Origin of the sequence: Flavobacterium sp. KMS (assembly GCF_000813005.1) — a bacterium.
In the GTDB taxonomy this organism is placed as follows: domain Bacteria; phylum Bacteroidota; class Bacteroidia; order Flavobacteriales; family Flavobacteriaceae; genus Flavobacterium.
In genome coordinates, this window is sequence record NZ_JSYP01000024.1 from 134,657 (window position 1) to 149,361 (window position 14,705).

Below are 14,705 nucleotides of genomic sequence, written 5' to 3' on the forward strand. Positions count from 1 at the left end.
GAACAGTCGCATTTTATATACAATCGTTTTTTTAAATTAAAATATACACTTATGAAAAATATTCATTCGAATCAGTCATACAACTTGGCTGGTCTTTTTACGCTTTCTATTAGGCTTGTTATTGGCTGGACGTACTTTTCGGCTTTCTGGCGAAGATTAATTTTAGAGAACAAATTAATTCAAGATGAAGCAGGATATATTGGCGAAAAATTCAATCATTTCCTTCCCAATGCTTTAGGAATAAAACCTATAATCGAATACTTAGTTACAAATCCCGAAGCGCTTTGGTGGTCTATGGTTAGTTTTACCATTATCGAAGCCATTGTAGGATTATTGATAATGCTAGGCTTCTTTACCCGATTAATGAGTATCGGAGTCTTTAGTTTAGCCATGGGAATTTTGTTAGGTTCAGGTTGGATTGGTACCACTTGTCTAGACGAATGGCAAATCGGAGTATTAGGAATTGCTTGTGGTTTTACGCTATTTTTAAGCGGAAGTGGTTCTTATTCCCTAGACAATTATTTTATGAACAAAAACTACGCATTTACCAAAACAAAATGGTTTTCATGGCTTGGTTCAGGTAGTCTTCCTATTGCTAATCTTAAACCAGTAGTTCTTGTTATTTCCTTACTTATATTCTCGCTTACGTTGTATACCAACCAATATTTTCATGGTGGAGTATTTGGAAAACTACATAACAAATCGGTAAAACCAAAAGTAGAAATTAGCGATGCAACTATAAAAAATGAAGCCTTACAATTCCAGATATACCGTACAGAAGGTGTTGATGTTTACGGTTCGTTTTTAATTGGAATTCAGTTAAAGAATGAACAAGGAGAAATTATTTTCGATTTAAAAGGCGCTGATTTGGCTAAATTCCCTAAAAAAGATATAGCCAATATATATGTTACAAAAGTAAAACCAGGCAAACACAGTTTAATAATTCCGCTTGGCGCAAAAGCAATTCTGAATATTGATTTAAAGAATTACCAATTACTAAAAGGCACTAATTACACTTTAACTCTTACTGATATTAGCGGAACAGAATGGACGAGTAAAGTCGCAAAATAATCTATAAATAATTTTAAGTTTGGCGAGATAGAAGCATATTTTTATTTGTATTTTCGTTCAATAGAAAATGCCTTACTTCTATTTCGCCAAGCTTTTTTTAATTTAGAAATATAGGCATCAATTTCAGAAACAACTATTATAAACCTTTTGAGTATAATTAATTTTAACACATAGAAACATAGTTTTTCTCCTCTAAAAAAAAGGCGTTTCACTCATTTAAAATGCACATAGATAAATATGTGAGAGAAATGTATTTCTTTTTTGAGCTCTTTTTCATACATAAAATCTATGTTTCTATGTGTTAAATAAAATTACATCTAATACATTATTAAAACTTAACACCACATGGTAAAATTCGGCTACACAATATTATATGTTAACGATGTAAGTAAATCAATTTCGTTTTATGAAAATGCATTTGGTTTTACTAGAAAATTCATAACTCCCGAAAATGATTACGGAGAACTTAGCACAGGAGAAACTACGATTTCATTTGCATCCAAAGAACTAGCAAATTCTAATTTAAAAGACGGTTTTATCGAAAGTGATTTAACCAATAAACCTTTTGCTACCGAATTAGGCTTTATAACCGATAATGTAAATGAAGTACTTGCTAAATCTAAAGAAGCTGGTGCAACCATTTTGCAAGAAGCAAAACAAAAACCTTGGGGACAAACAGTTGCTTATGTAAGAGATATTGATGGATTCTTAATCGAGATTTGTACTCCGATGGGATAAATATTACTAACAAAGAAATCTAATTTATCAAAAATCAACACAAAGGCATGAGTAGCAGCACAAAATAAAGGACATTATTCATTTCATAAATTCTATCCTATTTTGACCATAACCCACAGTTTTAACCGTGTGATGCCAATTGCGATAATACATTGCGCTCCAACGGTTGAAACCGTAGGCAATGTTTGTAATGTGTTATCAATTACTCACAAAATAGCCACAATCTTGTCACCCTGACGAAGGAAGGGTCTCATCAAGTAGCTCTACAAAAATTATGGGGTTTCTTACGGAGATTTACTACGTCTGTTCGCTACCGCTCGGGTCTCTTTCATCGGAATGAAAAGATTATCTAAAATCAAGCTATTTCAAAATATAAATTTAGAATAACAATGAATTTAATTAGTAATTATAGTACAAAATAGAATATATTCGCTTCGCCTAAAAAAGTAAATAAAAGCTAAAACAAAACAATGGAAGAATTAAGACCTAACGGACAAAGAGCCAAAAATGCAATGCTATTAATATGGATTGTTATGGCAATTGAATTGGTAGCGTTAATTTCTAAATATTTTCAATATAATTTACTGCAAACTGCTGTAAATGGAGGTGTTATAACCACAGATGAAGCAATTGCAAATGACACTACCGAACAAACTATTGCAATCCTTTATTTGATTGTTTATATTATTTCTGCAGTAACTTTTATCCAATGGTTTAGACGTGCTTATTACAATCTTCACTTAAAAACTGAATTTTTATCCCATTCTGAAGGTTGGGCTGCAGGAAGTTGGTTTGTTCCAATTATTTCTCTTTACAGACCTGTACAAATAATGAGAGAACTATATGAAGAAACAGAATCTTACTTAACAGAAAAAGGGCTGAATATTGATGATAAACTCAAAACTAATATGCTAACTCCATGGTGGACACTTTGGATAATTAGCAACATATTAGGACGAATAATTTCTAAATACCCAACTAATAGTATAGATGACTTAATTAATAGCACTATCGCAAGTGTAGTTTTAAATATTATTGGAATACCTCTTGCACTAATTGCTATAAAAATAATTAAAGATTATTCAAGTGTAGAACCATTACTTATTGAAACTGAGATTAATGAAAAACAACTTAAAACTACAGAACCTTTAGTCGAATCAAATCTTGAAATATCGTAGATTATTTTATTCCACCTCAACCGTCAATGAGAGAAACCTAAAGAAACACTTACCAGAATTATAAAGATTACGATTAAAGTGATTACTACATACAGATAGTCTTTCTCTAATAAAAAAGAAAATAACGATAATAATACACGCAATACAGGAGTAAGAAAAAGCAATATTACACCAAAAAATATTATCGATTCTCCATTACCCTGAATAACTCCGTTGTAGATTGCAGAGATTACCTCGAAGATGTTTCTGTCGTTTTCTTTAAATACCGAATAATCTTCGATATCATTACCGTGATGCATCAAATAAACAACTCCACCAATAAAAGCAACCGATAACGAAATCCATACTCCGTAACGCAATAAATTACCTATAATGGTCTGAAAATCTTTTTCTCCAAATTTTTCGTGTGTCATAATCTTAGATTTTTCCGTTAAGTCCATTATAAATCATATTTACTGCAAGTACAAAAATCAGACAAGCAAAAAAGATACGAAGCTTTTTAGGATTTGTTTTTACTAATACTTTGGCTCCAGCCATAGCTCCAAATAATACACCAATAACAACTGGCATACAGATTCCTGGTTCTATATATCCTTTTTGGATATAAATTACAGAACTCGCCATTGCTGTAACTCCCATCATAAAATTACTAGTTGTGGTAGAAACCTTAAACGGAATTCGCATGATATTATCCATTGCAATTACCTTAAAGGCACCAGAACCAATTCCTAACAATCCCGACATCATACCTGCAATTCCCATCATACTAAATCCGCCAACAACATTTTTTGTTCCGTAGCTTACAACCTCTCCATCATGAGTGGGGTAAGTTCCTTGTAAACGTAACTTTTTAGCCAATGGACTTGACTCTAAAACAATATGTTCTTCTTTTTTTCGTAGTGAATTAATAGCCGAAAAGATTAATGTAAGTCCGAACAAAACAGCGATAAAAGATGTTGGTGCAATTGTAGAAAGTAGTGCGCCACCAACAGCTCCAATAGTAGTTGCAATCTCGAGGAAAATTCCCAAACGCATATTGGTAATTCCTTCTCTTACATAGGCTGCGGCTGAGCCTGATGAAGTTGCAATTACCGATACAAGAGCCGCTCCAATTGCGTAATGTATATCGACTCCGAGAATGACTGTTAATAATGGTATAATGATTATTCCACCTCCTAAACCTGATAATGAACCTATGAAACCTGCTAAAAAAGCACCAAAAAGCATAATCAGGGTAAATGTAAGTACTGTCATCCGAATGTATTTATATCGCCGCTAATTTACGAATTGATATTAATTATTTCAGATTTCTGTTTCATAACAAAATATTAAAAAACCTTATCCCTTCTGTTTTAATAGTAGATTCCCGTAATTAAGTGTTATTTTTGATATTCATTTTTAAATCGATTTATGATGAACGTTGTCTAAAATGGGACGCGGATGACGCGGATTCGCCAAGGCGAAAACACGGAAAAAAACGGATTTTAAAATTGATAGAAAGAAAAAGAATCCGTCTTTATCAGCGTCTTTACGTTAGTAAATCCGCGTCATCCGCGTCCCATCTTACACAATCTTTGCAATTAGAATAAATACAAGAAACAACTATTATATGAATGTTTTACTCATTGAGGATGATAAACGCATAAGCGAATTTATTGTAAAAGGTTTGGAAGAAAACAATTTTACAGTGCACCTTGCCGAAACTGGCGAGATTGCCCGTGACTTGATACAAGACAATACTTGGGATATTATCCTGATGGATATTATGCTTCCAGGCATCGATGGTATTCAACTAACTAAATTGATGCGTTTTAAAAAAATTCATACACCCATATTAATGCTCAGTGCACTTAGTAATACCGATGATAAAGTAAATGCATTAGATTCTGGTGCCGATGACTACCTCGTGAAACCTTTTCATTTTCAGGAATTAATATCGAGAGTTAATGCGCTTACGCGAAGAACCAAATTTAACTATGATAAAGTCGAAACACTATATACCTGCGGGAGTTTAACCATAAACCCCGAAGAACATAAAGTTACCGAGAACAACATACCTATAGATTTATCCCCAAGAGAATACAAACTGTTATTATTTTTATTAGAAAACAGAAATAAAGTAATGTCCAGAACCCAAATATTAAATGCTGTCTGGGGAATTAATTATGATAATAACACCAACGTAGTCGATGTTTATATTTCTTACTTAAGAAACAAAATTGAACAAAACCATAAATTTATCCATACCATAAAAGGAACAGGATATATGATTAAAGAATAGTCATGAAAATACGCAACCGATTTACATTAATATCATCATTTACGTTTAGCATTGTATTTATAATTGCTTCGATTATAACGTACTTTTCTTTTTACAGCTATTCTGAAAAGATAATGTATAATGAACTTCAAAAAACGTGCTTGCTTACAGGGATTTTCTACTTAGAAAAAGATGAGTTACCCGAAAATCAACATTTAATCATCGGACAGCAATTCAGAGAAAATTCACTCGAAATAGTTACTCGTGTTTATAACAAAGAAAATCAAATTGTATACGGCGATAAAGGAAATGATAAGAATATAAATAAAGAGCGACTTGATTATATCCGAAAAAATAGAAAGCTAAGTTTTAAATCAAATCATCATTTTTATTTCGGAAGTTATTACCATGACAATCAAGGAGATTTTGTTGTTTTTGTAAAGAAAAATGATGTCGAATTCAAGACCATTACAAACCGATTGCTTATCATCATGATTTTGGTTTTAATTATCGGACTTGTAATAATATATCTGGTTAGCCGTAAACTATCAAATCTTGCTTACAGTCCTATAAAAAACATTGTAAATCAGGTAAACGAAATCGAAGCTTCATCACTAGACAGACAAATTATTTCTCCTGATACTAAAGACGAAATACAAGAGCTCATAGAAACCTATAATAACTTGTTCAAGCGATTATCGGATACTTTTGTAATTCAGAAAAACTTCATCAATTATGTTTCTCATGAATTTAAAACGCCATTAACAGCTATATCTGGAAATCTGGAAGTATTTGCTCAAAAAGAAAGAACTAGTGCCGAATATAAAGAAATGTCCGAAAAAGTATTAGAGAATGTTTATCAAATAGAAGATACGCTCAACACGCTTATGATGCTTTCGGGATTAAGAGATAATACAGAGCTTAATGAAATTTTCAGAGTTGATGAACTTGTATGGGATATTAACGACCAATTGCCAGATGTTTATCAATTAAAAGATGCTCAAATACAAATTGCAATAGAGATTGTTAATGACAAACTACTTTCGATAAGAGGAAATAGTAACGAAATTAAGATTGCCTTATATAATATTATCGAGAATGCTGTAAAATATTCAAAAGGGAATCCTATAAAAATAAGTCTTTTGCAACAAGAGAATCAGCTAAAAATCATAATCGAAGACCACGGAACAGGCATTAGCGAAGACGACCTAAAATTTATCAAACAAACCTTTTACAGAGGTAAGAATGTAAATGATATAAAAGGTAGCGGCGTAGGACTTTCTTTGGCTAATATTATCTTTAAGCAGAATAATATTCATTTTACGATTACTTCAAAAAAAGGCGAAGGCACAACGGTAACATTACTATTCCCGCCACTCTAATCGTTTTCTAATGTTGCTCTAATCCTCTTTTAACATACATCAAATTATCATTTAATATGGCGCAAGTAGCTTTGCATCATCTTAAAATAACTTAATTTGAAACGTATAATTTTAACCCTACTCGTTATTGTATCATACAAAGGTGTGGCACAAACTGCTGCAATAAACGATACAATTGTTCTTTCCCGAACGCAGGCCGAGGCTTTGTTTCTGGACAAGAATATTTCTCTTATTTCCGAAAAGCTGAATATTGACGTTGCCGATGCTCAAGTTATTCAGGCAAAATTGTGGCCTAACCCTACTCTTACTATTGGCGAGATAAATCTTTGGAACAATGCTACAGCGCAACAATTACCACCTTTATGGGGCAATTTTGGAACTACATCGCAAGTAACTGCCGAACTGGAACAACTTATTCAAACGGCTGGAAAGCGAAAAAAGCTAATTGCCATGGAAAAAGTGAGCGTAGATATCGCCAAAGAATACTTTAAAACTTTTTTACGCAATCTAAAAATTGAGTTTAGAGGTAATCTTACCGAATTACAATTTGTACAAGCCCAAGAAGCCGTTTACCAAAAACAACTTTCTTCGATGCAAACTTTGCTTAAAGCATATAGTAATCAAGTTGCTCAGGGAAATATTGGCAAGGGCGAATACATAAGGTTAAAAGCTACTGAACTACAATTCTTAAAAGAAATCAGTGATCTTAAAAAAGAAAATAACTCATTGCAAAAAGAACTTAAAGTCCTGATGAATCTTCCTGCAACAAGTTATATCAAACTTACCGAAGATGGTTTTCTTCCTGATAATAAAAACATCGACAATATAAACTTAGGTAATCTTATGGCTTCGGCTGTAGAAAACCGACCAGACATGAAAGTACTTAAACTAGGAAATGAATATAATACTAATAAGTACAAATACGAAAAAGCAATGCGCACACCAGATGTTACTCTTGGGGTGAGCTATGACCGTGGCGCCAGTTTAATGAATGATTTTGTTGGTGTTGGATTCTCTCTGGATCTTCCTTTTTTTAATAGAAACCAAGGAAATATAAAGGCTGCAAAAATAGCTATCGACCAAGGTAAATTACTTGCCGAAGAGAAAACAATAAGTGTACAATCGGAAGTATTACAAGCTTATGAAGATTTAATAGTTACCAAAAAACTATATGATAGTGTAGATGCAGCTTATGAAGGAGATTTAGAAAAACTTTTAGAAAGCTATCGCAAAAACTTCATGCAACGTAATACAAGTATGCTTGAGTATCTTGATTTTGTAGATGCTTATTTAGATAACAAATCGATACTACTAAACTCTAAAAAAGACCTTAATAAAAACCTTGAAGAACTACGCTATATAGCGGGTCAGGAAATTAATTAAATCCCAAATTATTTAAAAATAATAACAATGAAGAAACTTATTTTACTCCCTATACTTGGATTAATGCTCGTTTACGGGTGTGGCAAAAAAGAAGAAATTAAAGATACAAAAGAGGAAAAGTTTTGTATTGACAAAGACCTAAAAGAAAAAATTACTATCGAGCCTGTACAAAAACGAGCTGTTAGTGAATCCATAAATCTTACTGGAAACATAACCTATAACAACGATCATGTAGTGCAGTTTAATAGCCTTGTAGAAGGAATTATAACAAAAACTATATTTTCGTTGGGGGATTATGTGAAAAAAGGACAAGTACTTGCCGAGATAAAAAGTACAGAACTTAACGGTATGCAATCCGAAAGTAAATCCTTGCAATCGCAAATAGCTGTTGCTCACCGCCAGTTACAAGCTACAAAATCAATGTTTGATGATGGTATTGCGTCGCAAAAAGATTTAATGCAAGCGCAGAGTGAATTAGATGTTTTAAAATCATCACTTGAAAACGTAAAAGCAAATCTTGCCATGTTTAGCGCTAGTAGCGAAAGAGCAGTTTTTCAGATAAAAGCACCTACAGAAGGATATGTAGTCGCTAAAAACATTAGTCCTGGAATGCAAATAACTGAAGGTAGCGAGCCGCTTTTTACTATTTCTGACTTAAAAGAAATTTGGGTATTGGTAAACGTTTATACCAGTAACTTAAAAAATGTAACCGAAAATATGCTTGTAGATGTAACTACACCTGCATATCCTGGCGAAATTTTTAAAGGAAAAATTACCATGCTTGCTAAAGTTTTTGATGCCGATGAACATGTGCTAAAAGCAAGAATTGTTATGGAAAACAAAAACTTAAAATTGAAACCCGGAATGACAGCAGATATCATTATCGATAAAAGCTTAGGTGGCGAAATGCTAGTAGCAGTTCCTGCAAAAGCAGCCATTTTTGATAATAATCGTGATTATATCTTGATCTATAAAGATGACTGTACCATCGAAACCAGAGAAATTAATCCTACTATAAAAAACAACAACTGGATTTATTTTGATAAAGGAGTTAAAGAAGGTGAAATGGTTATTACTAAAAACCACCTGTTAATTCACGAAAGATTAAAAAACTAAGTATCCCGCATAAAAACGGATAAACACAATACAAGACATGAAAAAATTTGTACAAGGCTTAGTTGCTTTCTCGCTAAAAAACTCCCTTATAGTTTTTTTCCTGACAGCAGTACTACTAGTCGCTGGTATAGTAAGCTATATCCATACCCCCATAGAAGCTTTTCCTGATGTAACCAATACTCGGGTAAGAATAATTACACAATGGCCAGGAAGAAGTGCCGAAGAAGTTGAGAAATTCATCACACTTCCTATTTCTAAACAAATGAACACGATACCTAAAAAAGCCGAAGTACGCTCTATTTCGCTTTTTGGATTATCGGTAGTTACCGTATTATTTGATGATGATGTTGAGGATTTTTACGCCCAACAATATGCATCAAATCGCCTTAACGGATTAGATTTACCAGAAGGAGCCGATGTAGAAATTGAACCACCATCCGGTGCAACAGGAGAAATTTTTAGATATATTATAAAAAGTGATTTACCTATTAAGGAAATAAAAGCCATTCAGGATTGGGTAATCGAAAGAGAATTGATATCTGTTCCAGGTGTTGCCGATGTGGTAAGTTTTGGTGGAGAAGAAAAGATTTTTGAAATAAAAATTAACCCTACCCAACTAGAAAATTATAACTTATCAGCATTAGATGTTTATGAAGCCGTTTCTAAAAGTAACGTAAACGTAGGTGGTGATGTTATACAACGTGGCGATCAGGCTTATGTAGTACGAGGAGTTGGTCTTATTAATAAAGTAGAAGATATTGGGAATATCCTTATCGAAACCAAAGGATCGTCGCCAATATTAGTAAAACACGTAGCGGAAGTTTCAATATCTGCCAAACCTAGACTGGGCCAAGTAGGTTTAGATGGAGATGATGATGTTGTGGAAGGTATTGTAATTATGCTTCGTGGAGAAAATCCTGGTGAGGTTATAAAAAGACTTAAAGATCGTTTAACCGAACTTAATGAAAGAGTACTTCCTGACAATGTAAAAATTATTCCGTTTATAGATCGTACCAAATTGGTAGATACAACAGTTAAAACAGTTACAAAAAACCTTGTAGAAGGGATTTTATTGGTATCTCTAATTGTATTTATTTTCCTTTACAACTGGCGTACCTCATTAATTGTGGCATCAGTGATTCCGCTTTCGTTCTTGTTTGCCATTATAATGCTACGAATTCAGGGATTACCTGCCAACTTAATATCTATGGGAGCTCTGGATTTTGGACTTCTGCTAGAAGGAACGTTAGTTATTGTTGAGCAAGTATTTGTCTCGCTCGAAAAGAAAGCGCATAAAGTGGGAATGGAACGCTTTAATAATATGAGTAAAATGGGGCTTATCAAGAAAAGTGTAGGTAGTGTAGCTACTTATATATTCTTTGCTTTAATTATTTTAATTGTTGCGTTATTGCCTATTTTCTCTTTCACTAAAGTGGAAGGAAAAATGTTCTCTCCCCTAGCCTTTACATTAAGTTATGCGCTATTAGGGTCATTAATTTTGTCACTTACTTATGTACCAGCAATGTGTAAAGTAATGTTGACCAAGAACATCGTTGAGAAAGAGAATATGATTTCGCGTTTCTTTAGAGAAAACCTATTTAAATTATTTAAATGGAGCACACGCAATCGTAAAGCAACATTATACGGTTTCTTAATTTTACTTGCCGTATGTTGTGCGAAATTTGCATTTTATGGTTCAGAATTTATTCCTAAGCTAAACGAAGGAGCAATATACGTAAGAGCAACTTTGCCAAATAGTATCAATCTAGATGAATCTGTGAGGCTTACCAAAGAGATGAAAGCTAAAATAAGGAAATTTGAAGAAGTAAAATTTGTACTGACCCAAACAGGACGACCAAATGATGGTACCGACCCAACGGGATTCTTTAATATCGAATTACATATTGAGTTATTGCATCAGGATGAATGGAAACGTAAAATTAGTAAAGAAGAGTTAATCGCCGAGATTAAGAAAGAACTAGATGTATATCCCGGAATAGGTTTTGGTTTCAGCCAACCGATTCAGGATAATGTCGAAGAATATGTTGCAGGTGTAAAAAGTCCGCTTGTTATAAAGATTTTCGGAAATGATCTTTTTCAACTCGAAGAAATGGCTGCAAAAGTTGCCAAATCTATCAAAGACGTAAAAGGAATTGAAGACATCAATGTGTATAAAAACATTGGATTACCAGAATTAAGAATTCAACTTGATGATGAAAAAATGGCGCGTTATGCCATTACAACTGCCGATGCGCAAGCTGTAATCCGAATGACAATTGGTGGACAAGCAGCAACCAAGTTTTATGATGATGAAAAGATATTTGATATTACATTACGATTCGAAAAAGAATATCGTGACTCCAAAGAGAAGATTGAAGACATCCTTATTCCAACCATGAATGGTAAAAAAATTCCTTTAAAAGAAATCGCAACTGTCGAGTATAAAACTGGTCCAACATTTATTTATCGTGAAGGAAACAGCCGTTATATTGCTATAGGTTTTAGTATCGAAGGACGAGATTTAGGAAGCACAATCGATGAAGCACAGAAAAAAGTTGCTGCAGAAGTAAAACTACCTAAAGAAAATATAATGAAATGGGCAGGAGAATTTGAAAGCAAAGAAAGAGCTTCTAAACAATTGGCTATGATTGTTCCAGTTGTATTAGTATTGATCTTATGTCTGTTGTATTTCAATTTTGGAAATTTCAAAGATACAATGGTTGCGATTAGTGCAATGCCATATGCCTTTATTGGTGGTTTCCTATCATTATGGATTACAGGAACCGTATTTGGAATATCGGCGGGAATAGGTTTTATTATACTCTTTGGGGTCAGCGCAATTGATAGTATTGTCCTCATCGGGATAATAAAAGAAAATATGAAAGCCAAGATGCACTTAAAAGATGCTATCTCAAATGGTATTTACGCCCGAATTCGTCCAATTGTAATGATTGCACTTATGGGAGCTCTGGGATTATTACCTGCAGCATTGTCTACAGGAATGGGATCTGAAGTACAAAAACCATTGGCAATTATGATTGTAGGAGGATTAATAACCTGTATGATATTATCTTTAACCGTATTACCACAAGTATTTTACTTAGTATATCGCAAAAAAGATCTTAGTAACACAGAATCTTAATCAGAATAAATAAAATTTTAAAACACCTTTAAGCTTAATGTTTAAAGGTGTTTTTTTTTATCTCGTTTTAAGTTGTGAAGATTGTCTAAAAATGGGACGCGGATTAAACAGATTCGCTTAGGCGAAAACGCGGATAAAAACAGATTTTTAAAAATAATAAAACTAAAAAATCCGTTTTTATCCGCGTCTTTCCTTTAGGAAATCCGTGTCATCCGCGTCCCTTTACCCTTTGTTCCTCTGCACCTTTGTTCCTCTGTGCCTAAAAACCTTAAAATCTCTTCCTGAATTCAGATGGAGAAATTCCGGTACTACGCATGATGAATTTATTAAAATGACTACTGTCTATAAACCCAAAATCATTACTAATCTCAGAGAAAGTCAGATTGCTTTTGCTTAGTTTTTCTGTTACAACCTTCAGTTTCGTTTGTTCGATATAATCTCTTAAAGTAATATTCAAATGATTTTTAAAATATTCGCCAATATAATTTATAGAAACATTAAAATGATTTGCCATTTCTTTTTTCTTTAGCAAATGCGGATTAGCAATATTCGAACGAATGTAACTTAAAATAGTATCTATCTTTAAAACCTCGGTGGTTTGGATATTTAAATTACTTTCGTTTATACTCGCATTCCTCCTTATTATATGAATAAGCGACATCATCAAACTCTTGATTATAACTTCATTATGCCCTTTTGGTTTGGCAACTTCATCTAATATTTTCAAAATAACCAATTCGCAAAATGCTTTATCATCCTCAAGGAAAATCAAATTTCCATTCAATTGATTATGATAATAGAATAGCTTTTCTATTTCTTCAATTTCTTTTTTATTCGAAAAAAAATTCGGCAAGAAACGCAAACAATGAAACTTTGTTGGTTCTAGTGTTTTAAAAGAATGATAGTCCTTTGGCGTAAGCAAATAAATATCATGCTCTTTATAATTATGATGAATCGAATTTAAGATATGGTTTCCTGTACCATATTCTATATATAAAAGCTCAAAGAAATTATGCCTATGTACTTCTTTCTTCCAAGTTAATTCTTCGACAGAGTAAATTTCGAAATCTTTGTATATAAAAAAAGTGTCTTTCATAATCCTTAAATTATACAAATATAACCTATATTTTTACATCAATTAATGAATACGAACCTATTTACTTTGTATCACTAATTTAAAACCCAAAATACTAAAAGATGAAATCAGATACAATAAAAATAGGAATTCTTGGCATTGGTGGAATCGGCGGATTTGTTGGCGCTCCATTGGCAAAAAAATATAAAGACACAAATACTAAAATTATATTCATTTGCAGAGGCGAAACCAAAAATGCTATACAAAATGAGGGCTTAACATTTGAATCTAAAGGCACAAAAGATACTATATTCCCCGATTTAGTATCCGATAATCCAGCAGAAATCGGAATCTTAGATGTATTGATAATCACCAGCAAATCATATTCTGTAAACGAGATATTGGCAACTTATAAAGATTGTATAAGTAATGATACAATTATAATCACTTTACAAAATGTTGTAAATGCCAGAGAAATTATTCGCGAAACTTTACCTGAACTTGGAGAAATAATGGAAGGTTGTATTTATGTTGCTTCCAATGTAAAAAGTCCTGGTCATGTTCAGCACGTTGGTGGTCCAGGAAAGATTTTCGTTGGTGGAGAAAAAGAAAACAAATGGTTTATTGATTTATTAACTGCTGGAGGATTAGATATTACTTATGTTGATAACATCAATCAGATACTTTGGAAGAAATACCTATTTGTAGCACCAGTTGCTGGAATAACTTCTGCTTACAATGTTTCTTTTGGTCAACTTCTCGAAGATAAAAACCTAATGCATACTTTGGAAGGTATGATGATTGAAATTCAGTCGCTTGCCAGCAAAAACAATATCAGCTTAACGCAAGAAGATATTGAAACCTCAAAAGATTTATTAACTAAATTTCCATTTGAGTCTAAATCATCGTTGCAATTAGATTTTGAAAACAACAATCAAACCGAGAAACAATTCTTAGTAGATTACGTTATCGAAAACTGCAAGAAACACGGAATCCCTACTCCCTTTTACGAAAGTGTAAACGAAAAGATTATTTCTTAAAGCAGAGTTATTTCGCAAAGTTTCACAAAGACTCACAAATAAAAAAGCACAGAGATTCGCAAAGATTTTCATCCACAAACTTGTCTTCCTGACAGAGGAAGGATCTCCACGAGTAGCTCGCCAAAGATTGCCTATAATGAGACGCGGATAAAACGAATTTCCTAAAAGAAAGACGCGGATAAAAACAGATTTTTATGCTTCGCGAACTTTGCGCAACCTCCTTGCGCCCTTTGCGGTTAAAAAACTTTGCGAATCTCTGTGCTTTTTTATTTGTGAGTCTTTTCTAAATTTCACGAAATAATTCCCCATTTTCCTCACAT

The 14,705-nt window shown here is 33.1% G+C and carries 12 protein-coding genes; 9 read left to right on the forward strand and 3 right to left on the reverse strand.

Annotated features, from left to right (window positions below; genetic code table 11):
- Window positions 1-51 precede the first annotated feature (51 nt).
- The 3 genes from OA93_RS20210 (at window position 52) to OA93_RS20220 (ending at window position 2,987) form a co-directional block, all read left to right on the forward strand.
- Window positions 52-1,071: a TQO small subunit DoxD gene (locus OA93_RS20210; RefSeq protein ID WP_039115748.1), complete on the forward strand. Its 1,020-nt coding sequence runs from the start codon at window positions 52-54 to the stop codon at window positions 1,069-1,071.
- Between the two features lie 345 nt (window positions 1,072-1,416).
- Entirely contained in the window at window positions 1,417-1,809 is a 393-nt protein-coding gene (locus OA93_RS20215; protein WP_039115749.1) for a VOC family protein, read from the forward strand.
- 470 nt (window positions 1,810-2,279) lie between these two features.
- A complete protein-coding gene (locus OA93_RS20220) occupies window positions 2,280-2,987 on the forward strand; it encodes a DUF4328 domain-containing protein (RefSeq protein ID WP_052259544.1) in 708 nt (235 codons plus the stop codon).
- Window positions 2,988-3,010: 23 nt separating this feature from the next.
- Here OA93_RS20220 and OA93_RS20225 read toward each other — a convergent pair whose 3' ends face one another.
- Together OA93_RS20225 and OA93_RS20230 are read right to left on the reverse strand one after the other, a co-directional pair.
- Entirely contained in the window at window positions 3,011-3,400 is a 390-nt protein-coding gene (locus OA93_RS20225) for a DUF1634 domain-containing protein (protein ID WP_039115856.1), read from the reverse strand.
- Window positions 3,401-3,404: 4 nt separating this feature from the next.
- Complete coding sequence (locus OA93_RS20230; protein WP_039115750.1) at window positions 3,405-4,241, reverse strand: sulfite exporter TauE/SafE family protein; 837 nt, start codon at window positions 4,239-4,241, stop codon at window positions 3,405-3,407.
- A gap of 355 nt (window positions 4,242-4,596) precedes the next feature.
- Between OA93_RS20230 and OA93_RS20235 the strand changes: the two genes are divergently transcribed.
- From OA93_RS20235 to OA93_RS20255, 5 genes are all read left to right on the forward strand, one after another.
- Window positions 4,597-5,268 (forward strand): response regulator transcription factor, encoded by a 672-nt coding sequence (locus OA93_RS20235; protein ID WP_039115752.1) that lies wholly within the window; start codon window positions 4,597-4,599, stop codon window positions 5,266-5,268.
- 2 nt (window positions 5,269-5,270) lie between these two features.
- Entirely contained in the window at window positions 5,271-6,629 is a 1,359-nt protein-coding gene (locus tag OA93_RS20240; RefSeq protein WP_039115754.1) for a HAMP domain-containing sensor histidine kinase, read from the forward strand.
- 96 nt (window positions 6,630-6,725) lie between these two features.
- On the forward strand, window positions 6,726-8,012 hold the full coding sequence (locus OA93_RS20245; RefSeq protein ID WP_039115755.1) for a TolC family protein: 1,287 nt from the start codon (window positions 6,726-6,728) through the stop codon (window positions 8,010-8,012).
- Window positions 8,013-8,039: 27 nt separating this feature from the next.
- On the forward strand, window positions 8,040-9,128 hold the full coding sequence (locus OA93_RS20250; RefSeq protein ID WP_039115756.1) for an efflux RND transporter periplasmic adaptor subunit: 1,089 nt from the start codon (window positions 8,040-8,042) through the stop codon (window positions 9,126-9,128).
- Window positions 9,129-9,165: 37 nt separating this feature from the next.
- Window positions 9,166-12,270 carry a CusA/CzcA family heavy metal efflux RND transporter gene (locus OA93_RS20255; RefSeq protein ID WP_039115758.1) on the forward strand — a complete coding sequence of 1,035 codons (3,105 nt, stop codon included), beginning with the start codon at window positions 9,166-9,168 and terminating at the stop codon, window positions 12,268-12,270.
- A 268-nt stretch (window positions 12,271-12,538) separates the two neighbouring features.
- Here OA93_RS20255 and OA93_RS20260 read toward each other — a convergent pair whose 3' ends face one another.
- Window positions 12,539-13,366 (reverse strand): helix-turn-helix transcriptional regulator, encoded by an 828-nt coding sequence (locus tag OA93_RS20260; RefSeq protein ID WP_039115760.1) that lies wholly within the window; start codon window positions 13,364-13,366, stop codon window positions 12,539-12,541.
- A 101-nt stretch (window positions 13,367-13,467) separates the two neighbouring features.
- Between OA93_RS20260 and OA93_RS20265 the strand changes: the two genes are divergently transcribed.
- Complete coding sequence (locus OA93_RS20265) at window positions 13,468-14,385, forward strand: 2-dehydropantoate 2-reductase (protein ID WP_039115763.1); 918 nt, start codon at window positions 13,468-13,470, stop codon at window positions 14,383-14,385.
- Window positions 14,386-14,705 lie beyond the last annotated feature (320 nt).